Source organism: Streptomyces sp. NRRL F-525, assembly GCF_000716605.1.
In the GTDB taxonomy this organism is placed as follows: domain Bacteria; phylum Actinomycetota; class Actinomycetes; order Streptomycetales; family Streptomycetaceae; genus Streptomyces.
This window is the reverse complement of sequence record NZ_JNXE01000002.1, coordinates 319,384-341,089: the sequence shown is the minus strand read 5'-3', so window position 1 is coordinate 341,089 and position 21,706 is coordinate 319,384. Positions and strand designations below refer to the sequence as shown.

At 70.3% G+C, this 21,706-nt stretch carries 16 protein-coding genes; 12 read left to right on the top strand and 4 right to left on the bottom strand.

Going from position 1 to position 21,706, the window contains the following annotated elements:
• Positions 1-55 precede the first annotated feature (55 nt).
• Positions 56-2,869, bottom strand: coding sequence for an AAA family ATPase (locus OO69_RS04630; RefSeq protein ID WP_033279083.1), 2,814 nt, complete (start codon positions 2,867-2,869; stop codon positions 56-58).
• A gap of 185 nt (positions 2,870-3,054) precedes the next feature.
• On the opposite strand from OO69_RS04630, the gene OO69_RS04625 reads away from it, so the two are divergent.
• Complete coding sequence (locus tag OO69_RS04625) at positions 3,055-3,747, top strand: alpha/beta fold hydrolase (RefSeq protein ID WP_033279082.1); 693 nt, start codon at positions 3,055-3,057, stop codon at positions 3,745-3,747.
• A gap of 110 nt (positions 3,748-3,857) precedes the next feature.
• Complete coding sequence (locus tag OO69_RS04620) at positions 3,858-4,562, top strand: alpha/beta fold hydrolase (protein ID WP_033279081.1); 705 nt, start codon at positions 3,858-3,860, stop codon at positions 4,560-4,562.
• A gap of 291 nt (positions 4,563-4,853) precedes the next feature.
• Here OO69_RS04620 and OO69_RS04615 read toward each other — a convergent pair whose 3' ends face one another.
• Positions 4,854-5,756: a LysR family transcriptional regulator gene (locus OO69_RS04615; protein WP_033279230.1), complete on the bottom strand. Its 903-nt coding sequence runs from the start codon at positions 5,754-5,756 to the stop codon at positions 4,854-4,856.
• A gap of 236 nt (positions 5,757-5,992) precedes the next feature.
• Between OO69_RS04615 and OO69_RS04610 the strand changes: the two genes are divergently transcribed.
• The 6 genes from OO69_RS04610 (at position 5,993) to OO69_RS04585 (ending at position 13,646) form a co-directional block, all read left to right on the top strand.
• Positions 5,993-6,625: an NADPH-dependent F420 reductase gene (locus OO69_RS04610; RefSeq protein ID WP_033279080.1), complete on the top strand. Its 633-nt coding sequence runs from the start codon at positions 5,993-5,995 to the stop codon at positions 6,623-6,625.
• 95 nt (positions 6,626-6,720) lie between these two features.
• Positions 6,721-7,656: an SDR family oxidoreductase gene (locus OO69_RS04605; RefSeq protein ID WP_033279079.1), complete on the top strand. Its 936-nt coding sequence runs from the start codon at positions 6,721-6,723 to the stop codon at positions 7,654-7,656.
• Positions 7,657-7,777: 121 nt separating this feature from the next.
• Positions 7,778-8,512 carry an SDR family NAD(P)-dependent oxidoreductase gene (locus tag OO69_RS04600; protein WP_033279078.1) on the top strand — a complete coding sequence of 245 codons (735 nt, stop codon included), beginning with the start codon at positions 7,778-7,780 and terminating at the stop codon, positions 8,510-8,512.
• A gap of 48 nt (positions 8,513-8,560) precedes the next feature.
• Positions 8,561-9,184: an NADPH-dependent F420 reductase gene (locus OO69_RS04595; protein WP_033279077.1), complete on the top strand. Its 624-nt coding sequence runs from the start codon at positions 8,561-8,563 to the stop codon at positions 9,182-9,184.
• A 539-nt stretch (positions 9,185-9,723) separates the two neighbouring features.
• Positions 9,724-12,075, top strand: coding sequence for an FdhF/YdeP family oxidoreductase (locus OO69_RS04590; RefSeq protein WP_420707850.1), 2,352 nt, complete (start codon positions 9,724-9,726; stop codon positions 12,073-12,075).
• A 116-nt stretch (positions 12,076-12,191) separates the two neighbouring features.
• Entirely contained in the window at positions 12,192-13,646 is a 1,455-nt protein-coding gene (locus OO69_RS04585; RefSeq protein WP_051800765.1) for an alpha/beta hydrolase family protein, read from the top strand.
• Between the two features lie 43 nt (positions 13,647-13,689).
• Here OO69_RS04585 and OO69_RS04580 read toward each other — a convergent pair whose 3' ends face one another.
• Positions 13,690-15,006: a glycoside hydrolase family 16 protein gene (locus OO69_RS04580; RefSeq protein WP_234444331.1), complete on the bottom strand. Its 1,317-nt coding sequence runs from the start codon at positions 15,004-15,006 to the stop codon at positions 13,690-13,692.
• Between the two features lie 871 nt (positions 15,007-15,877).
• Between OO69_RS04580 and OO69_RS52435 the strand changes: the two genes are divergently transcribed.
• A complete protein-coding gene (locus OO69_RS52435; RefSeq protein WP_199810877.1) occupies positions 15,878-16,051 on the top strand; it encodes a hypothetical protein in 174 nt (57 codons plus the stop codon).
• 56 nt (positions 16,052-16,107) lie between these two features.
• Positions 16,108-16,590, top strand: a complete 483-nt coding sequence (locus OO69_RS04575; RefSeq protein ID WP_033279075.1) for a GNAT family N-acetyltransferase — start codon at positions 16,108-16,110, stop codon at positions 16,588-16,590.
• A gap of 19 nt (positions 16,591-16,609) precedes the next feature.
• On the opposite strand, the gene OO69_RS04570 is transcribed toward OO69_RS04575, so the two are convergent.
• Entirely contained in the window at positions 16,610-17,953 is a 1,344-nt protein-coding gene (locus tag OO69_RS04570; RefSeq protein ID WP_033279074.1) for an amidase, read from the bottom strand.
• Positions 17,954-18,256: 303 nt separating this feature from the next.
• On the opposite strand from OO69_RS04570, the gene OO69_RS04565 reads away from it, so the two are divergent.
• Together OO69_RS04565 and OO69_RS04560 are read left to right on the top strand one after the other, a co-directional pair.
• Positions 18,257-20,119 carry a family 20 glycosylhydrolase gene (locus OO69_RS04565; RefSeq protein ID WP_033279073.1) on the top strand — a complete coding sequence of 621 codons (1,863 nt, stop codon included), beginning with the start codon at positions 18,257-18,259 and terminating at the stop codon, positions 20,117-20,119.
• A 22-nt stretch (positions 20,120-20,141) separates the two neighbouring features.
• Positions 20,142-21,689 carry an alpha-L-fucosidase gene (locus OO69_RS04560; RefSeq protein ID WP_033279072.1) on the top strand — a complete coding sequence of 516 codons (1,548 nt, stop codon included), beginning with the start codon at positions 20,142-20,144 and terminating at the stop codon, positions 21,687-21,689.
• The last annotated feature ends 17 nt before the right edge of the window (positions 21,690-21,706 follow it).

Here is a 21,706-nt window from a genome sequence, read left to right as displayed (position 1 = left end):
AAGCACGGCGGACGGGCGCGCGCAACGAAGCCGGGATCCCGGAATCCCTTGCGCGTCACACCAGTTCGCCGCCGCTGTCCGGGGTCGATCGGAGGGTGCCGAGCCGGTTCGCGAGTTCCGTGCGTGAGCGCACGGAGAGTTTGCGGTAGATCCGGGTGAGGTTGGCCTCGACGGTCTTGACGGACATGAACAGCAGGTCGGCGGTCTCCTGATTGGAGCGGCCCTCTCCGACGAGTTGGGCCACGCGGTGTTCGCTCGCCGTCAGTGTGCCGGTGGCGGGGCGCAGTCCGGTGCGTTCGGCTTCGGCGAGCGCTCGCTGCGACCAGCGCGGCGCACCGCGCTCGTCGAAGGCGCGAGCGGCCTCGTTCAGGGTCTCGGTGGCGAGGGCCTTGTGGCCCGCGCGGCGGTAGACCTGTCCGAGTGCCAACCGGGACCGGGCGGCCTCGAACGGGCTTTCCGCGTCCGGCAGTTGGACGATCGCGCGGAGCTGGGCGAGTGCCTTCTCGGTGTCTCCGGCGGCGGCCGTCAGCAGGGCCTGGCACCGGTCCGCGGCGACCGCCGCCTCGGGCTGGCCGGCCGCCGCCTGGCGGCGCAGGATGCCTATGGCGGCCCGGGCGTCGTCGTGGGAGCCCGTCTGCAGTGCCGCGTCGCAATAGTCGACGGCCCACAGGAGCTGCTCCAGAGCGACCATCCCGGTGGTGGTGAGGATGCCGGCCACCTCGCGCAGGGCGCCGAGCGCAGCCGGCCAGTCGCGGGCCGAGGCGTCGATGAACCCCAGGAGGGCGAGGACGATGCCCCGCCAGTAGGTCGAGGAGCTGACGAGCGGCCGGGCGGCCGCGCGCCGGGCGCGGCTCCGGGCCTCGTCGAGATTCCCTTCGTATGCCGTCACCAGGATCCTGGCCAGGTCCTCCTGCAGGGCGCCGGTGGAACTCGTCCAGGCGCCCGAATGGTCCGCTTCCCGGAGCGCGGCACGGGCCTGGCGGAATTTCGAGCGGCGGACGAGGACGAGGACCAGACACATGTAGAGGTACGACAGATCGGCGTACCGTCCCGCGTCGACGGCCGAGGCGATAGCATCGCGCGTGTGCCCCTCGGCTGCCGGATCGTGCCAAGGGGCGAAGAAGGCGTGCATCCACGCCCACTCCCATCCCTCCGGAGGCCGGTCCCGGCCCGCGCCGGTGGCCAGCTCCCGGAATTCGTCAAGTGACCGTCCGGGGACGCCGGTTCCCCAGAGCCGTTCGATGGCCTGGCGCTGGGTGAGGGCCGCGAGCTGGATGTCCTGGCGCCCGTGTGCCGCGGCCTGGACGAGCGCCATCTGCGTGAGGCGCAGCGCGAGGCCGCCCCGGCCCTCCATGCGGTGGTGTCTGCCGAGCCTGTAGAGGATCTCGGCGCGGAGTTCGCCATCGGGCGGCGACAGCCGGAAGGCCTGTTCGGCGAAGAGGCGTCCCGAGGGGATGTCGTCGGCCAACTGCGAACGCCGGACCAGCACTTGGGCCTGCCGCTCGGGGAGCACGGCCAGGGCGGTGGCCCGGTCCAAGGCCGTTCGGGCCGCCTCCTCGTCGCCGGCGTCGACGTAGTTGTCCGCCGCGCGCAGCCAGCGGCCGAAAGCGGCCTGCCCGTCGTCTCCGTACGGCGTGGCCAGCGCGGAACCCTCCAGCAGTTCCCCGGCCAACTGCCGGGCGCCACGCGCGCGCGAGATGTCGGCGGCGCGCTCCAGTTCCCCGGCGACCCGGTCGTCGGGCACGGTGATGGACTTCGTGCGGTGGCGTGCGCGTTCCACCGGATCGTCCAGGCTGTCGGCGAGGAGCCGGTGGGCGCGGCGGCGGTCGGCCGGGGCGGCGGCGTCGTAGAGCGCCGAGGCCAGCAGCGGGTGGGCGAAGGCGACCGCGGACTCGGCGCCCACGGTGGCCACGTCGGCGTCGGCGGCGGCTTCCAGGGCCGACGCGAGCCGGTCCGGTGCGACGATCGCCTGCAGTTGAGCGAGGGTCAGCCGGCCCGCAGCGGACACCAGGGTGAGGACGTCACGGGCGTCGTCCGGCAGCCGCGTCACCCGCTCGCCGAGCAGCCCGGCCAGGGTGGGCGGGACGGGGAAGACGGGGTCGTTGCCCCGCCAGGTGATGCCGCCCCGATGCGGCCCGTCGGCGTGCATGGCCTTGGCGATCTCCAGGGCCAGGAACGGGTTTCCGGCACTGGCCCGCGCGACTCCGGCGCACCTCGGCGGGGTCCACCGGGGGCCCAGGCGGCTGCGCAGCAGTTGTCCGACGGCCCGTTCGTCCAGGGGGCGCAGCACGAGGTCGCGGCGCGGCTCGGTGAGACTGCGCAGCAGGTCGGTGCCGGTGTCCGGATCCGGCCGGGTCGCCACCAGGACGCTCAGCCGGTCCGGCCCGGTGGAGACACCGCGGACCGCGAACCCGAGGCTGCCCACGCTCGACTGGTCGAGCCACTGGAGGTCGTCGATGAGCAGCGCCACCGGCTCCGATCGGCACAGGTGATCGAGCACACCCCGGACGGCCAGGGGCACCGCCAGAGCGCTGACCTCGGGCCCGTCGGGCTCGGCATGCTGCAACGCGACCGCCAGGGCGTGCCGTTGAGGCTGCGGAAGGTGCCGGTCGATCCCCTCCGGGCACTGGCCGATCAGCTCGGCCAGCCCGGCGAACGGCAGACCCCGCTCGAACTGCGTCGGGGTGATCGCCAGCACCCTGCGCCCCTGACGACGCGCCAGCCGCCCCGCGACCTTCATCAGGCTGGTCTTGCCCGCGCCCGGAGCGCCGACGGCGACCACGCTCCCGCCCCCGGCCAACAACTCGTCCACGACGTGCACGGCGTCCTCGCGGCCGTACAACTCATGCTTGATCCCTGCCTCGTTCACGCACACATCATCGACATGCCTCGCACATCCGTGTCGAGGGTTCCGCGATTTCCGCCGGGGTCCCCGCGCCGCCGTCGAGGGTTTCCCCTGATGCCTCCCCCCGGGCCCCGGCCGGAAGCTGGACCCGCAGCGAGAACAAGGAAGTCGACGGAAGCCGACGCAGGTCGCTTCGCAGGGAGAGGGTCATGAGCGAGATCAAGAACGTCGTTCTCGTCCACGGCGGTTTCGTGGACGGATCGGGATGGCAGGAGGTGCACAAACTGCTCACGGCGGACGGCTTCCGGGTGGCGGTGGTCCAGAACCCGACCCTGTCGCTGGCCGGTGACGTCCTGGCCACCCTGCGGATCGTGCGGTCGCTGGACGGCCCGTGCGTGCTCGTCGGCCACTCCTACGGGGGCGCGGTGATCACCGAGGCCGGCCTCGACGAGAAGGTGGCCGCGCTCGCCTACATCGCCGCGTTCGCACCCGACGCGGGCGAGTCGGTCAACACCCTGATCGCGGATCCGCCGCCCGGCGCCCCGGTCCCGCCGATCGTGCCGTCCCCGGACGGGTTCCTGTTCCTGGACCGGGACAAGTTCGCGGCCTCGTTCGCCGCCGACCTGCCCGCGGCGGAGGCGGTCTTCATGGCGGACTCCCAGGTCGCCTGGGGCGCGGACGCGCTCGGCGGCCAGATCACCCGGCCCGCCTGGCGCACCAAGCCGTCCTGGTACCTCGTCGCCACCGAGGACCGGATGATCCCGTCGGCCGCCCAGCGCATGATGGCCGACCGCGCCGGCGCCAACGTGGGGGAGGTCGCCGCGAGCCACTCCGTGTACGTCTCCCAGCCGCAGGCCACCGCCGACCTCATCAAGCAGGCGGCGGCTTCGGCCGGCCACTGAACACGCCCACTGAATACGCCACTTGAAATCGCCGCCCCCCAGGGCGCGAGCGTTCCAGCCATTTCCCCGAACGGACCCGAGCAGACGTCTCGGACGAAGGAGGCAGTGTCGTGACCACAGGTCAGGAAGTGAGGAACATCGTGCTGGTGCACGGTGGTTTCGTGGACGGTTCCGGCTGGCAGGGGGTGTACGACCGACTCGTCCCCGACGGCTACCGGGTCTTCGTCGTGCAGAACGCGACGCTGTCGCTGGCCGACGACGTCGCCACCACCCGGCAGGTCCTGGACGGGCTGGACGGCCCCGCCGTGCTGGTGGGCCACTCCTACGGCGGCGCGGTCATCACCGAGGCGGGCACCCACCCCAACGTCGCCGCGCTCGCCTACATCGCCGCGTTCGCGCCCGACAAGGGCGAGTCGGTCAACACCCTGATCGCGGACCCGCCGCCGGGTGCTCCGGTTCCGCCGATCCTGCCGCCCGTCGACGGGTTCCTCTTCCTGGACCGGGACAAGTTCGCGGCCTCGTTCGCGGCGGACGTACCCGCGAAACTCGCCGCGTTCATGGCCGACTCGCAGGTGCCCTGGGGCGTGGAGGCGCTCGGCGGCGCGGTCACCGACCCCGCCTGGCGCACCAAGCCGTCCTGGTACCTGGTCGCCACCGACGACCGCATGATCCCCCCGCCCGCCCAGCGGATCATGTCCGAGCGGGCCGGGGCGACCGTCACCGAGACCGCCGGCAGCCACGCCGTGTACGTGTCCGACCCGGCCGCCGTGGCCGCGGTCATCGTCCAGGCGGCCACCGCCGTCAGCGGCCGCTAGTGCCGTGACCGGAACCCCTTGCCGGGTTGCCCGTCACGCCGGGTGCCACGGAGGGCGATCGGCAGGGGCGGGTATGGCATCACCGGTGAGGGGTCGCCGGCTTGCCATGCTGGGCAAGCCCTTCACCCGCTGACCCGGTCCGTAGGCTGGTAGACCAACTCCGGCGCAACGTCGCCCGTCCGGTGAGCACCGGACGGGCGACGTTGCGCTGCCTCCTGATCCGCCGCGGGATCTCCGTCCGGACAGCGCCCCGACCTACGTGTCCTGGGCCAACCCGATTCTCAGCGTGTGCTACGAAATGGCATCGCTTCCCAGCTGCCACATCTCATAGTTCCCGCACTCCGCCGTGATCTCGGCCGTCGCCTGAGCCGCGCTGAAGAAGTCGGCGATCACCGGCGAGGTGCCTGATGCCGCCACCGCGAGGCACACCTGCTCGGGCACCAGATCCGGGATGGGCACATAGACGACGTCCGGATGTGAGTAGAAGACGGTCGCCGAACGGGCCAGGAACGAGATGCCCCGGCCGGCCGCGACATGCTCAAGCGTCTCGTCCACCCCGCGCACCAGGTACCCGGCGTTGGGGTGCGGGCGCCTGGTGGGCTGCGTGCCCGGGTCGGCATGCCAGAGCAGCGGTTCGCCGGCCAGGTCGGCCTCGGTGACCTCCTCCTTGCCGGCCAACCGGTGACCGGCGGGCAGCACCGCCACCCGCGGCTCGGTGTACAGCGGGGTGACGCGCAGGCCGGTCTCGTCGATGGGCAGCCGCACATAGGCGACGTCGATGCGGCCGTCGAGCAGCATCGCGGCCTGGTCGTCCCCTTCGATCCGCTGCACGTCCACGACCACGTCCGGGTGCCGGGCCTCGAACGCCCGCGCCGCCGGGATGACCGGGATACCGGCCCGGAAACCGACCATCAGCCGCCGGCTGCCGCGAGCGGCCACGGACACCCGGCGGCGGACCGCGTGCGTGGAGGCGAGCAGCGGACCGGCGTCGGCCAGCAGCTGTCGGCCCGCGTCGGTCAGCTCCACGCCGTGGCGATCCCTGGTGAACAGCGAGGCGCCGAGATCCTGCTCGAGCGCGCGGATCTGCCGGCTGAGCACCGGCTGCGCGATATGCAGCTCATCGGCGGCGCGGCCGAAGTGCAACTGTTCCGCCACGGCGACGAAGTAACGCAGTTTCCGCAGGTCCAGATCCAGATCCATGGCGCCTCCCGGCCCGGTGATGCATTCAGGGTATCACCACGACTAAAAGAGGTCTTGGACACCAGCTCAGGGCAATGGCAGCCTGAATAGGTACCCAATGGGGCCGAAGCGAATTCAACACAAGAATTCTGAACAAGAATTCGACGTCGAACTTGACAGCAGGACCCCGGCCCGGAATGAGCACAAAGGGAATTGAGCGCCGCCCATCGCTCCGGAAAGCAGGAACACCCATGAGCAGCATCAGCATCATCGGCCTGGGGAACATGGCCGGCGCCCTGGCCGGCCGGGCGCTGGCCGGCGGCAACGCCGTAGAGATCATCGGCCGCGACCCGGCCAAGGCCAAGGAACTGGCCGACACGCTCGACGGCGCCACCGTCGGGACGCCCGGCGCGGCCCCGGCCGGGGACGTCGTCGTCCTCGCCGTGCCGTACGCCGGAGCGGCGGCGGTGGTGAGCGAGTACGGGGACGCGCTGCGCGGCAAGGTCATCATCGACATCACCAACCCCGTCGCCCCCGATCTCCAGGGTTTCGTCACCCCCGACGGCAGTTCCGGCGCGCAGGAGATCGCGAAGGCGGCCCCCGCCAGCGCGCATGTCGTCAAGGCGTTCAACACCCTGTTCTCCCATGTTCTGGCGGCCGGCCCCGCCGAGGGGCGCCCCTTGGACGTATTCGTCGCCGGTGACGACACGCAGGCAAAGGCGCGCGTGTCGGAATTCATCGAGAGCCTGGGGCTGCGCCCGATGGACGCCGGGGAGTTGTCGATGGCGCGGGCACTGGAGAACGTCGCCCTGCTGGAGCTGGGCCTCATGACCCACTCCATAAAGCACACCGACTTCTCCCTCGGCGTCACCGTTCTGAGCTGAGCGCACCCGCGCCACTGCTTCTTGAGCCACATCACGCCGGTCGATCTGCGGCATGAGAAGAACAGCCGCTCCAACTACCCCCAAAGGAAAGCAAGATGCGCGTTTTCGTCACTGGCGGGACCGGCCATTCCGGTTCGTACATCGTCCCCGAGCTCATCGCGGCCGGGCACGAGGTCACCGGCCTGGCCCGGTCGGACGCCGCCGCGGCGGCGTTGTCCGCGCTCGGCGCGAAGGTCCGTCGCGGCGACCTCCAGGATCTCGACGGGCTCAAGGAGGCGGCCGCGGACTCCGACGGCGTCGTCCACGTCGCGCACCGGCAGGACCTGCTTCCCTCCGGCGGGCTCGACGCCGTGGCCGCCGCGGAGGTCCCGATCATGCTCGCGTACGGCGAGGCACTCGCGGGAACCGGAAAGCCGCTGGTCGCAGCGGGGAGCATAGGCTCGGGCGGGAACCTGGGCCGACCGGTCACCGAGGAGGACCCGGCCCTTCCCGGCGGCGACGAGTACAAGGGCACTCTGCGGGTTCGCAACGTCGTGGAAACCACCGTGGTCGGCCTCGCCGAGCAGGGAGTGCGGTCCTCGATCGTACGGATCGCCAACATCGCGCACGGCACGACCGATCGTGCCGGCTTCCTCCCCGTGCTGATCGCGCTCGCGAAGGAGAAGGGTTTCGTCGGCTACCCCGGCGACGGCGCGAACCTGTGGAACGCCGTGCACATCCGCGATGTCGCCTCCTTGTTCCGCTTGGCGCTGGAGAAGGGGCCGGCCGGCAAGTACTGGCACGCGGTCGGGGACGAGGGCATCCCGTTCCGCGAGATCGCCGAGGCCATCGGCAGCCGTCTGGGTCTGCCGGTCGTAAGCATTCCCGTGGACGTACTGATGGTTCCGGGATATTTCGGATTCCTCGCGAACATCGTCACGCAGTCTTACCCGGCGTCCAATCTCAGCACCCGCCGGACCCTCGGCTGGGAACCCGCTCAGCCTCGCCTTCTCGCCGACCTGGACAACGGCCATTACTTCCCCGCCGGCTGACAGCTGGGACCCGAATCGCAACGAGTCGGGAAATGGCATGGGTCAACTGTTTCGGACATCCATCAATTAATTCAGACCCCCATCAATTAATTCGGATACCCATCAATTCAACGGAGTGATCGTGGGAAAGCTCGATGGCAAGGTAGCGGTGATCACCGGCGGATCCACCGGCATGGCACTGGCCGGCGCCAAACTGTTCGTCGAGGAAGGAGCGCACGTCTTCATCCAGGCCCGGCGGCAGGAAGCACTGGACGACGCCGTCAAGCTGATCGGCCGCAACGTCACCGCCGTCCAGGGTGACGCGGCCGAACTGGAGGACCTGGACCGCTTGTACGACACCGTCAAGCGGGAAAAGGGCTCGATCGACGTGCTGTGGGCCAGCGCCGGGATGGGCGAACCCGCCGTCCTCGGCGAGATCACCGAAGAACAGTTCCACCGCGCCTTCTGGCTCAACGCGCGCGGCACCCTTTTCACCGTGCAGAAGGCGCTGCCGCTGCTCAACGACAACGGCTCGATCCTCATGACCGGATCCAACGCCTCCCTCGGCGCCTTCCCCGGCTGGAGCCTCTACGCGGGAAGCAAGGCCGTGCAGCAGGCCTGGGCCCGCGTCTGGCTCAACGAACTGCGCGACCGCAAGATCCGGGTCAACGTCCTGACCCCCGGCCAGGTCGGCACCGCCAAACAGGAAGAACTCTTCGACGAGGCGACCAGGGCCGCATTCGAGTCCCTCATTCCCCGCGGAAACATGGGCCGCCCCGAGGAGATCGCCACCGTCGCCCTGTTCCTCGCCTCCGACGACTCCAGTTACGTCAACGGCCTGGAACTGGTCGCCGACGGCGGCACCACCGCCATCTGAACGAACGAGACAGAGTCACACCTCAAGAACAGGAAGAGGGCACACCTCATGAGCAGCATCACCCTCATCGGTACGGGGAACATGGCCCGCACCATCGGCACGCTCGCGGTGGCGGGCGGCAACACCGTCGAGGTCATGGGACGCGACCAGTCCAAGGCCGACGACCTGGCCAAGGCTCTGGGCGGCGGTGCGACGACGGGCAGGTGGGGCGCCGTCCCGGCCGGGGACATCGTCATCACGGCCCTGTTGTACGCCGGTGTCGTTCCGGTCGTCACCGAGTACGGGGACGCCCTCGCGGGCAAGGTCATCGTCGACATCAGCAACCCGTTCAACGCCACGTTCGACGGACTGGCGCACAGCGAGGAGACCTCGGTCGCGCAGGAAGTCGCCAAGGTGGCCCCGGCCGGCGCCAGCGTGGTGAAGGGGTTCAACACGATCTTCCGCAGTGTCCTGGAGAAGGGCCGGCCCAACGTCTTCATCGCCGGCGACGACGCGCAGGCCAAGGCAGGCGTGGCGGCGTTCATCGAGAGCCTCGGGCTGCGCCCGCTGGACGTCGGCGGCCTGAGGATGGCGCACTGGCTGGAAGGAATGGGCCTGGTCACGGTAGGCCTCGCCGGCAACGGGGTCGGCCACTGGGACTTCGCCCTCGGCGTCAACGAATTCACCGCCTGAGCCCTCGGAGCCGAGCGGCCGGCGAAACCCGGCATCCGGCATCCGGTGCCGGGTGCTTCGCTCGACCGGCACCGTCGACTGCACCAACTGCGTTGACGGAAGCGCCGGTTGAGGAATCACGAGGTCTGAGATCTCCCGCCGCCGGACGATCGCCTCCGGTGCCGTTGCCGCAGCGCCCGCGGCGCCGCAGGCCCAACTGCCCACATCGCCGCGTTCGTTTCCGACGAGGGCGAGCAACTCGGCGTACTCATCGACAAGTTCGCGGAAGCATCATCGAAGCCGGTATCCACGGGGTGCCCTGCACCGACACCGCCCGGCGCGACATCCCTCCCGGGGACGGGGTTCCCCGCCCACACATGCGTCACCGCCCGGCCCGTATCACCGCGGGCCGGGTCTCGTCGTCCGCCCGCGCCGTCTCCCCGGGCTTCGCCGTGTGCGTCGGTCACACCGGGCGGTAAAATCTGGGCATAACGGACAGGTGTGGGCAGCGTCAGCACGCGTATGCGATGACCGGCGTCGTGACAGCGAAGGGCACCACCATGGACCGCTCGGATTCCGAAGGCCGTGCCGGGGACGACTTGGGGCGTGGGGCACCCGGGGTGGCGGCGCGCGGCCGTGGGCCCAATCGCCCCGGTGACATCTCGCAGGAGGACGACACGGCACCCTCGGCGGGGTGGGGCGCGGCCCGCAGTGTGACGCGGGTCCTCGCCAAGACGCGCGAACCGGTCAGCGGGCCGCTGGCGATCGTGCGGATGAACCATGAGAACGGCGGGTTCGACTGCCCGGGATGCGCGTGGCCCGACGACCGCAAGGGCCTGCACCTGGACATCTGCGAGAACGGGATCAAGCACGTCACCTGGGAGATGACCCGCAAGAAGGCCGGCCGTGAGTTTTTCGCCGCGCACACGGTCACCGAGCTGGCCGACTGGCCGGACTACGCGCTGGAGGACCAGGGCCGGCTGACCGAGCCGATGGTCTACGACGAGGTCACGGACAAGTACGTACCGATCTCCTGGCCGGACGCGTTCGCGCTCGTCGGGCAGACACTGCGCGGCCTGGAGAGTCCTGACCAGGCTGCCTTCTACACGTCCGGGCGGCTCAACAACGAGGCCACGTTCCTCTATCAGCTGTGGGTGCGCGAGTTCGGCACCAACAACCTGCCGGACTGCTCCAACATGTGCCACGAGGCTTCCGGCCGTGCCCTGCAGGCCGCGCTGGGCACCGGCAAGGGCACGTGCGACATCGCCGACTGGGACGCGGCCGACCTGCTGTTCGTCATGGGCGTGAACGCGGCCTCCAACGCCCCGCGCATGCTCACCACGCTTGCCAAGGCACACCGGCGCGGTGATCAGATCGTCCACGTCAACCCGCTCGTCGAGGCGGGCGCGCGCCGGACGATCGTGCCGCACGAGTTCGCCGCGATGGCCGCCTTCCACGCCACCGCGACCGGCGACCAGAACGTGCAGGTCGGCATCGGCGGCGACCTCGCCCTGCTGCGCGGGGTCGCCAAGGCGGTCTTCGAGCGGGCCGAGGAGAACCCGGCGGTGCTCGACGCCGAGTTCATCGAACGGCACACGTCGGGCTTCGCGTCGTACCGCGACCGGGTGCGTGCCACCGACTGGGCCGAGCTGGTGCGGCAGTCCGGGGTGAGCGAGGTCGAGATCCGCGAGGTCGCCGACCGGTACATGGCCGCCGACCGCACCGTCATCTCCTGGTGTCTGGGCGTCACCCAGCAGGACCACGGGGTGGACACCGTCCGCGAGATCGTGAACCTGCTGATGCTGCGCGGCAACCTCGGCCGCGAAGGAGCCGGACCCTCACCGGTGCGCGGCCACAGCAACGTCCAGGGCAACCGCACCTGCGGCATCGACCACCGCCCCACCCCCGAGTTCCTCGACGCGCTCGACGAGGTCTGCGGGATCTCCGCGCCCCGCGAGCACGGTCTGGACACCGTCGGCACCATCAAGGCGATGCGCGATGGCCGGGTGAAGGTGTTCGTCGCGATGGGCGGCAACTTCGTCCTCGCCGCCCCCGACACCGACGCGACCACGGCCGCGCTGCGCACCACCGAACTGACCGTGCAGGTGAGCACGAAACTCAACCGCAGCCATCTCGTCCACGGCCGCAACGCCCTCATCCTCCCGTGCCGGGGACGCACCGAGAAGGACACCCAGGCGACGGGGGAGCAGGGCGTGAGCGTCGAGGACGCGATGAGCGAGGTGCACCTCTCCTTCGGTATGCGCAAGCCGCCCGCCGAGACCCTCAGGTCCGAGTGCGCGATCGTCGCCGGGATGGCACGCGCGACACTGCCCGACTCGGCGACACCGTGGGAGTGGTACGTCGAGGACTACGACCGGATCCGCGACACCATGGCCCAAGTCCTCCCGGGCTTCGAGGACTTCAACCGCCGGGTGCGCGAACCGCTCGGCTTCCGCATCACCCAGCCCGCCCGCGAGCGCGAGTTCCACACCCCCTCCGGCCGCGCCGAGTTCCACCCGAGCGAACTCCCCGACGTGACCCCGCCCCAGGGCATGCTCGTCCTCTCCACGATGCGCTCGCACGATCAGTGGAACACCACCGTGTACTCCGACGACGACCGCTATCGCGGGGTCAAGAACCTGCGCACCCTGCTCTTCATGAACCCCAAGGACATGGCCGACCGGGGCCTGGCCGAGTTCGACCTGATCGACATCACGAGCCACGCCCGCGACGGCAGCACCCGGTCGGTCTACGGCTACCGCGTCATCGCCTACGACATCCCGCCCGCCAGCGTCGCGGGCTACATGCCCGAACTCAACATCCTCTGCGGGCTCGACGACTACAGCAGGCAGAGCGACCAGCCCCTGATGAAACACCAACTCGTCACCGTCACCCCGGCCATGAGCAGGTGATCGCGCGGGCGAACACTATGAACGCAATGATCGACGGGTAGTCCCCACCAGCAGCGGTTCTTAACATCACGGTTCGCAGGGCAACTTCGCACAGCGAATGCATAGGAGCCGCTCCCGTGACGACACTTGACGCGCCCGTACCGGTACGCCGGAGACTCCCGGCCCCTCGCTACCGTCGGGCGGCACTGGCCGCCGGTGTGGCCGCGGCACTCCTCGGCACGCTCGGCAACGCCCCCGCGCCGAGGGCACGGCCCGCGGTGGCCGACTGCCCGCCCAACTTGCTGGGCAAGGCGACCTGTTACACCGGCCAGGACACCAACGGCGCGTACTACGCGATGGCCGTGCCGACCCGCTGGAACGGATCCCTCGTCGTGCACGCACACGGCGGGCCCGACCTCGGCGACTCCTCCGACCCGGCCCGCAGCACCGACGACCTCAACCGCTGGGCGGTGATGGTCGAGGAGGGCTACGCCTGGGCCGGCTCGTCCTACCGCCGCGGTGGCTACGGCACCCGGATGGCCGCCGCCGACACCGAGAACGTACGCAAGCTGTTCGTCTCGCAGTTCGGCAAGCCGAAGCGGACCTATGTGCACGGCCAGTCCTGGGGAGGCGACGTCGCCGCCAAGGTCGCGGAGACCTACGGCAGACACCCCGGCGCCTACGACGGCGCGCTGCTCACGAGCGGCGTCCTCGGCGGCGGTTCACGCGGCTACGACTACCGCGTCGACCTCCGGGTGGTCTACCAGTACTACTGCCACAACCACCCCCGCCCGACCGAGCCGCAGTACCCGCTGTGGCAGGGCCTGCGCGCGGACTCCACCATGACGAGCGCCGGACTCCGTGCCCGTCTGCAGGAGTGCACGGGATACGCCTCCGCCCCCGCGGACCGGACCGCGCTCCAGCAGCGCAACCTCGACGACATCCTCGCCGTCACCCGCATCCCGGAACGCTCGCTCGCGTCCCATCTGCAGTTCGCCACCTTCACGTTCCGGGACATCGTGTCGACCCGCCTCGGCGGCCGAAATCCCTTCAGTAACCGGGGTGTTCGGTACTCCGGTTCACACGACGACAAGGCGCTCAACGCGGGCGTGGAACGGTTCTCGGCCGACCCCACCGCGCGCCGCGACCTCTCCTACGACAGCGACCTGACCGGCAAGGTCACCATCCCGGTCCTCACCCTGCACGCGATCGACGACCCGACGGCCTTCGTCGAGCACGAGGCGGCCTACCGCGCCACGCTCCAGGGCGCCGGCCGGGGCGGCGACCTCGTCCAGACCTTCACGACGGAGACCGAGCACAGCGCGCTCAGCGACTCCGAGTACGCCAACTCGATTGCCGCGCTGGACACTTGGGTGCGTCACGGACGCAAGCCGACCGCGCGCTCGGTCGCGGCCTCCTGCGCGGCCTTCGACCTGAAGTACGGCAGTGGGTGCTTCTACGACCCGGCGTTCCGCCCCGCGCCGTACGCCTCACGGATCCGCCCCCGGCCGGGCGGGCTCGTCTGGCCCGCCATGACCGCCGCGCAGGAGCGGGCGTGGAGCCGGATCGACGGGGTGGGGATCGCTCCCTGAACGGTTGGGTCCCGGGCTGGTCCGGTCGACCAGCCCGGGAGGCTCACTGGACGTAGGTGTAGTGCGGGCTGTCGTACTGCGGCCCGTTCTTCTCGTAGGTGAACCAGTAGGTCAGGGTGGAACCGGTGGCGAGTGAGACGTTCTGCGTCCAGGTGCCGCCGCTGTTGGTCATCCGGAAGTTCTGCTGGCCGGCGCCGTTGACGAGGTAGTGCACATCGACGTAGGCCGCGGGTGTGGTCGGAACGAACGTGATCTGCGCCTGACTGGCGCTCACCCGCGTCACCCCGGCGGTGTAGTCCGGCGTCGTCGTGGTCCCGCCGGTGCTTCCGCCCGTCGTACTGCCAGTGGTGCCGCCGGTCGTCGTGCCGCCGGTGGTGCTACCGCTGGGGCTCTGCTGGTAGACGGCGAACCAGTCGACGCTCATGGCGGCGCCCGAGGTGATGCTGCCCGCCTGCGCGGCCGAGCTGCAGCCGCAGACCTTGTCCGGGTAGGAACCGGCGATCGCCAGGTCGAAGATGGCCATGAATCCGTGGTCGACGGCCGCCTGCCACGTCGCGACCGACACCTGGTTCTCGTTGACGGTGAAGGTCAGATTGCCGTCGAGGTAGAAGCGGAGCTGCTCGGCGGCGGTGTTCGTGCGGTCGATGATCGCGGAGTACGTGTGGTAGCCGGTCTGGCAGCCCGCGCACGGCTGGAGGTTGCTGGTGATGCCGTCGGGGTCGTGGCACTCGCCCGCCCACACACCGCAGTGGAAGGTGGTGGAGTGCTGGCTCAGCGCGTTGACGTCCTCCATGATGTCGAACTCGCCGATGCTCGGCCAGTTCGTCGCGCCGACCGGCCGGGCCGCGCCGCCCATCGCCCAGAACGCGGGCCAATAACCCAGTCCGCTCTGCGGGTTGGGCTGCAGGATGGACGCGCTCATCTCCAGCTGTCCGCCGGCCGGGGCGGCGAAGTCGGTGCGCTGGGTCTCGATGCGTCCCGAGGTCCAGTGGCCGGACCCGTCACGGAGAGCCTTGATGACGAGGTGTCCCTGCCCGTCCTGGTAGACGTTGTTCGTGGAGTCGGTGGCCGATTCGACCTCGCCCGTTCCCCAGTTGGCGGCGCCTCCCGCGTATCCGGTGCCCAGGTCGTACAGCCAGTTGGTCCGGTTCAGCGCGCTGCCGGACGCACCGTTGAAGTCGTCCGAGAAGAGGGTGGTCCAGCCGGTCGGAGCGCCCGGTACGGCCGCAGAGGCGCTGCCGCCGCTGCCGATCAGGCCTGCGAGCGCGCCGATGAGCAGCACCAGGGCGCTGCCCAGGACGAGGGGGACGGTTCTCTGTCTGCCGGCCGGCGCGATGGCAGGCGGTGGGGAGGTTGTCATCGTGGTGGTTCTCCCTGTCGAGCTGGCGGGTTGGGAGTGCTGCGGGGGCCTGACTCCGGGTGGGATGGGGATCAGGTCGTCTCCGTGGTCTCGCGGCATGATCTGCTGGTGTCTTTGAGAGCGCTCTCAGGGCGATCATGGGTCTGCGGTTTCTCGTCGTCCTCCTCTGCGTCGGTGCCGTCGCACTGTGAATCTTGGTGCGCGCGGCTGATCACGGACGATCCGTCATGTCGGGCGGGACGAGCCTGAGTTGGCTGCTCACCGGGCCGGAATCGCCGTTTCAATGCAGGAGTGTCCGGCGCGACTCTCCGTGCGTCAATGGCTTCAACGTGATCGGTTGACGAGCGGGTCTCCTGGCGACGCCCTATGGAGTTCCGGAGAAGGTCCGAACCAAGCTCCGCCGAGCTGTGGAGCGCTCTCCGGCGATCGGTCGAGCGCGGCTCCGTCCCGTTGAGCTGCGGTTCCGTGACGACGGCGGCAGAGTGGAGGTGCAGGCGTCCAGGCGATGGCCTCCGGTGCGGCCCGCGGACCTCGCGCAGCGGCTTCAGGAGTCGAAGGCGACCGCAGCTCGCTCGGTCCGGGCGGGCAAGGCCCGTTGGCCGCATGTCTCTAATCTTTACCCCATGTTTTCAGCCCCATAGAGCGGCGGGGCGCTCATTTGGTTAACCTGAGGCAGACGGACAGCGACAAGGGGTCCCACCCACACCCATGGTCCGTCCCGGGGCAAGCCGGTCACCACGGCCTGCTCTCACACGAGTAACCGGCGCCACCGCGTCCGAACTGCCTTCAACCCACGCCCGAGCGGGCCAGGTACCGGACCGGAGACGGCCGGTCGTGCCCCGAGGGTGACCCGACACATAAGGAGTGCGCGGTGACACCGGAAAAGACGAATCGCGAGCAACGCCCCAAGGAACACACGGAGCGTGCGGGCCACCGGTCCGACGAGCTCGGCAGCCTGGCCGTGTGGGCACGGTCCGCCCCCATCCGTCTCGCGGGCTACGAGGACGACCTCGCCGAGCCCCACATCCTGCCCAGCGTGGACTGACCCCCGCGGGGACCCATCGCGATCGCCGACAGCATGGGCGTGCGAAAATCACGCCCATGCTGATCAGAGAAGCCGCGGCCGACGACTGGCCGCGGATCTGGCCTTTCTGGCACCGGATCGTCGCCGCCGGCGACACCTACACCTGGGCCCGGGACACCTCCGAAGAGGCGGCCCGGGCCTTGTGGACGTCTCCGCCGAAGCGCGTGTACGTCGCCGAGGACGAGACCGGAACCGTCGTCGGCTCGGCCTTCGTCACCCCGAACTACGGCGGCCCCGCCGACCGCATCGCCAACGCGGGCTTCATGGTCGACCCCGACCACGGCGGCCGGGGTATCGGCCGCGCCCTCGCCGAGCACATCCTCACCACCGCCCGCGACCAGGGCTTCCGCGGCATGGTCTTCAACGCCGTCGTCGAGACCAACCCCGCCGTCAAGCTCTGGCTCTCCCTCGGCTTCACGATCCTGGGCACGGTGCCCGACGCCTACGACCATCCCCGCGACGGACGCGTCGGCCTGCACGTCATGTACCGCGCCCTCTAGCCGAGACGCCCCGGGTTCCTCAGTCGAGCGGCGCGGTCCGCTGCCAGGGCCGCAGCTTCTCCAGTTCCTCCGCCAGCTCCAGCAGCGCCGCCTCCGACCCCGGCCGCCCCACGAGCTGTACGGCGCAGGGCGCGCCCGAGGGCAGCGTGCCGAACGGGACCGACATCGCGGGCCAGCCGGTGAGGTTCCACGGGGGAGTCATCGGCGAGTAGGTGGTGTTGGCCAGCACATTGCGCAGCCAGCCCCGCTCGTGCCACGGCCCGGCCTTGGGGGAGCGGCGGGCCAGCGCCGCCGTCAGCAGGATGTCGTGCTCGGCGAAGAACGGCGCCAGGCGCTCCCGCAGCCGCTCGCGGCCCTTGCCGGTACGGACGCTCTTCACGAACCGCCGCCCGATCGCAGCGTGCACCCGGCTCCGCCGCGTCAGCTTCCGAGGGTCGAGCCCCGCCGCGTCCACCGAGGTGCCGGCCGTCCAGTGCGCGAGTGACGTGGTGCTCAGGGACAGCGGATACGGCGGATCGGCGCGCCGCACGGTGTGCCCGGCCTTGTTCAGCAGCCCGGCCGCCTCCCGGACGACGATCGTATACGGCTTGCTGACGGCCACTCCGGCGAGCGGGCTGCGCACGGAGGCGGCGATCTTCCGCGTGGTGGGCCCGTCGGGGCGTACGACCTCGATGTCCGCGATGACCGAAAACATCAGCCGGGCGTCCTCGACGGTCGTCGCGAGGGGGCCGTTCTCGGACATTCCGAACCAGTCGCCGTCGCCGATACCGGCCGGGACGACCCCGAACCCGGGCTTGATGGTGACCAGGCCGCAGTTGGCCGCGGGGATGCGCAGCGAGCCCATGCCGTCGTTGCCGAGGGCGATCGGCACCATGCCGACGGCCACGGCGGCCGCGCTGCCGCCGGAGGAGCCGCCCGCCGTGCGGGTCGTGTCCCACGGATTGCGGCTGGTGCCGTGGACGCCCTCGGTCGTACCGAAGATGCACAGCTCGGGCACGTTCGTGAGCCCCACGACGATCGCGCCCGCCGCCCGCAGCCGGGCCACGGTGACGTGGTCGTGGTCGGCGGGCGTGTCCGGGGTCGCGGCGGAGCCGACCCGGTTGGACTCGCCGGTCACCGGGAGGTTGTCCTTGACGGCCACCGGCACGCCCGCCAGGGGGAGTTCGGCCAGATCGGCCCGCGCGCCCACCTCGTCGGCCTCCGCGAGCGCCGCCTCCGCCCGCACCACCCGGAACGCACCGATCCGCCCGTCGAGCCGCTCGATCCGGGCGAGATGCGCGGCCACCACCTCACGGGGCGTGACCCGCTTCTCGCGTACGGCGGTGGCGATCTCGACGGCGGTACGGCCGACCCAGCTGGTCACGGGCGCGCTCCTTCTCACTACTCGCGAGTATGTAGGGAGAACTGTGCCTCGGCCGGGGCGGTGCGTCGAGAGGTGACCGGCCATGGAAACCAAGGCTGCTGGTGCTGGGAAACCAAGGGCCGCCGGCCTTGGACATTCGAGGCCGTCTTCTTGGACTTTTCGCGAGCCGGTACCGGGCAGGCGTCGACTGAGCCGCTGGTCATCCGATCAATGGCTCAACGTGGCTGCTCCCGCCGCCCATTGACAGCTCCTGAGCGCAGTTCAATCATCAGCCGTCCGATCAATCGCGACCGGTGGAGTGTCATGGCTGAGCGCAGGAAGAGACGGTTCCGGTTCATCGGCTTCGCGGCGGTGTTCGCACTGCTCGCGGCACCCGCACCGGCGGTCGCGGTCCAGGAGGGCCAGGATCAGGCGGTGCCGGTGACCGTGCCCGCACTGTCCAACTGGACTCCTGAACCCGGGAGTTACGACTTCAGGCCCGGGGCCAGACTCGTTGCCGACAGCAAGAGCGAGCGCGAAGTCGCCGGCACCCTCGCCGACGACCTGAAGGCGGCCGGTCACGGAACAGTGCCCGTGGTGCGGGGCGGTGCCACCCGCCCCGGTGACATCGTGATCCAAGTCCGGCCGACCAAGGGCTCGTTGGGCGCGGAGGGCTACGAACTCCAGGCGGGCAGACGGCTGTCGGTCACCGGCGCCACCGAGACCGGCGCCTTCTACGGCACCCGGACCCTCCTCCAACTCCTCGCGCAGGGTGACCACATCCCCGCCGGACGCACGGTCGACGTACCGCGCTACAAGGAACGCGGGGTCGGCGTCTGCGCCTGCTACATCCACGTCTCCCTGCCCTGGCTGGAGAACCTGGTGCGCGAGATGGCGTACCACAAGCTCAACCAACTGCTCCTCGAACTCAAGGTGAAGAGCGCCGCGCACCCCGAGGCCAACACCTGGGGCTACTACACCCAGGACGAGATGCGCCGCCTAGTCGCGCTCGGCGACAAGTACCACGTCGAGATCATCCCGGAGATCAACTCCCCGGGCCATATGGACCCATGGATCGAGAACCGCCCCGATCTCCAGCTCACCGACAGCGACGGCAACAAGCAGCCCGCCCGGCTCGACGTCACCCAGCAGGCGGCGTTCGACTACTACACGAGCCTGATGGACGAGTACGCGCAGGTCTTCACCGCGTCGTCCTGGCACATGGGCGCCGACGAGTACATGCTCGGCTCCGACTACTCGAAGTACCCGCAGATGCTGCGCTACGCCCAGGAGAAGTACGGCGCGAACGCCACCCCGCAGGACGCCTACATCGACTTCATCAACCGCGTCCAGGCCTACGCCGCGAGCAAGGGCAAGAAGCTGCGCATCTGGAACGACGGGCTCACCGGCGCCAACACCGTGCCGGTGGCGGCGGGCACGACGGTCGAGCACTGGCTGAACGTCACGGAGAAACCGAGCCAACTCATCGCCCAGGGCTACCCGTTGATGAACGCGGCCTACTCCCTCTACCTCATCCGCGGCGGCTTCCACAGCGACACCGAGGCCCTGTACGGCCAGAGCTGGGACCCGCGCAGCTTCGAGGGCGAGAAGCTCACCTCCAGCGACGGCGTCACCGGCGCGAAGATCAGCCTCTGGCCCGACAACGGCCGCGGCGAGACCGAGAACGAGGTCACCACCGACACCGAGCCCGCGCTACGGCACCTCGCCCAGGCGACCTGGGGCGATCCGCATCCCGACGCCACGTACGCCGCATTCACCGCGCGGGGTACGGCAGTTGGGCACGCGCCGGGGTGGCGGAACCTGACACGGGTACCGGTGGCGGACGGGACGTACACCTTCCGGACAGCGGGCGGCGCCTCCTTCGACGCCACGGTGCAGCGCACGCCGGACGGCTACGCGACGCTGCGGACCGCCGACGGCTGCCTTGAGGTGCGGGGCGGCAAGCTCACCCTCAACGTGCCGCTCCAGCCCGGGGTTTCGGCGACCCCGCAGCCCTGCGATGCCGCGAACACCATGCAGCGCTGGGAGTTGACGCCCGCGGCGGGCGGCTACCGGCTCGTGAACGCGATCACGCAGATGGCGCTGAGCGTCGCGGACGACGGCCGGCTCGTGCAGTACCCGCCGGACCAACACCAGCCCGCCACCTGGCACTTGACCGCCCACTGAGCAACCAGAGGAGTCCCACCCCATGGCCCTCTCCCGACGCCTCTTCGTCCTCTCGGCCACCGCGCTCGCCGCGACCGGGACCGCCACGGCATCCGCCCTCGCGGCGCCCCGGCCCCCGTCCGACTCCCGCTCCCGTATCCCCGTCAGCCCCGACGACACCGAGGCCGACCTTGTCCGCAAGGCCTCCCAAGTCCGGCCCACCGCACGGCAGGTGGCCTGGCAGCAGCTGGAGCGGACGGCGTTCCTGCACTTCGGCGTGAACACCTTCACCGGCCTGGAGTGGGGGACCGGTGACGAGGACCCGAACGTGTTCCAGCCGACGGGCCTCGACACCGACCAGTGGGCCCGCGCCCTGCGCGACGGCGGCTTCAAGCTCGCCATCCTCACCGTCAAGCACCACGACGGCTTCGTCCTCTACCCCTCCCGCTACACCAACCACACGGTCGCGTACAGCAGTTGGCGTGCGGGCCAGGGCGACGTACTGCGCTCCTTCGCCGACTCCATGCGGCGGTACGGCCTCAAGGCCGGCGTCTACCTCTCACCCGCCGACGAGAACCAGTACCTCCACGGCGTCTACGCCAACGGCAGCGCACGCACCACGCGCACGATCCCGACCCTCGTCGACGGCGACGACCGTACCCCGGACGCCTACTACACCTTGGACGCCACCGACTACGGCGCCCACATGCTCAACACCCTCTACGAAGTGCTGACCGAGTACGGCCCGATCGACGAGGTCTGGTTCGACGGCGCCCAGGGCCGTATCCCGCCCGGCCACGTCGAGGACTACGACTGGGACAGCTGGTACATCCTGGTCAGGTCGCTCGCCCCGGACGCGGCGATCGCCGTGACCGGCCCCGACGTTCGCTGGGTCGGCAACGAGGGAGGCCTCGCGCGGGAGGACGAGTGGAGCGTCCTCCCGGTCAAGGAGGAGCAATACGGGCGCACTGACTGGGCGTTGTCGTACGACACCCCCGACGAGGGCAGCCGCAGCGCGCTCGTCGCGGCGCAGCCGGACACCGACTACCTCCAGTGGTGGCCCGCCGAGTGCGATGTGTCGATCCACGACGGCTGGTTCTACCACCCGGACCAACTCCCCAAGAGCGTCGACGAGTTGATCGACATCTACTTCGGCTCGGTCGGCCGCAACTCGGTGCTGCTGCTCAACGTGCCACCGGACACGGACGGTGTGCTGGCGGCCCCGGACGTGGCACGCCTGCGCGAGTTCCGCGAGCGCGTGGACCGGGAGCTGCCCGAGGACCTGGCGCGCGGGGCCCGGACGGCCGTCTCGCCGGGCCGGGTCACCGTCGATCTCGGCGCCGAACGGGCCGTGGACCGCGTCCGGTTGGCGGAGGACATAAGGCACTACGGCCAGCAGGTCGAGGCCTTCGTGATCGAGGCGTACGTCGACGGGGCCTGGACGGAGGCCACCCGCGCCGGAACGATCGGCGCGAGCCGCATCCTGCTGCTGGCCGCGCCTGTACGCGCCCGGCGGTGGAGAGTTCGCGTGACGGCAGCCCGGGACACCGTGAAGATCGCGGAGTTCGGGCTGTACCGGTCGCGGGTCTGAGCGGCGGCCGGAAACCG

Excerpts from the sequence above, each read along its gene's own strand:
- OO69_RS04610 (WP_033279080.1), top strand. The coding sequence starts at position 5,993 with ATGAGCAGCATCAGCATCATCGGCCTGGGGAACATGGCCGGCGCCCTG.
- OO69_RS04560 (WP_033279072.1), top strand. The coding sequence starts at position 20,142 with ATGGCCCTCTCCCGACGCCTCTTCGTCCTCTCGGCCACCGCGCTCGCC.
- OO69_RS04565 (WP_033279073.1), top strand. The coding sequence starts at position 18,257 with ATGGCTGAGCGCAGGAAGAGACGGTTCCGGTTCATCGGCTTCGCGGCG.
- OO69_RS04580 (WP_234444331.1), bottom strand. The coding sequence starts at position 15,006 with ATGACAACCTCCCCACCGCCTGCCATCGCGCCGGCCGGCAGACAGAGA.
- OO69_RS04595 (WP_033279077.1), top strand. The coding sequence starts at position 8,561 with ATGAGCAGCATCACCCTCATCGGTACGGGGAACATGGCCCGCACCATC.
- OO69_RS04625 (WP_033279082.1), top strand. The coding sequence starts at position 3,055 with ATGAGCGAGATCAAGAACGTCGTTCTCGTCCACGGCGGTTTCGTGGAC.
- OO69_RS04605 (WP_033279079.1), top strand. The coding sequence starts at position 6,721 with ATGCGCGTTTTCGTCACTGGCGGGACCGGCCATTCCGGTTCGTACATC.
- OO69_RS04575 (WP_033279075.1), top strand. The coding sequence starts at position 16,108 with ATGCTGATCAGAGAAGCCGCGGCCGACGACTGGCCGCGGATCTGGCCT.
- OO69_RS04590 (WP_420707850.1), top strand. The coding sequence starts at position 9,724 with ATGGACCGCTCGGATTCCGAAGGCCGTGCCGGGGACGACTTGGGGCGT.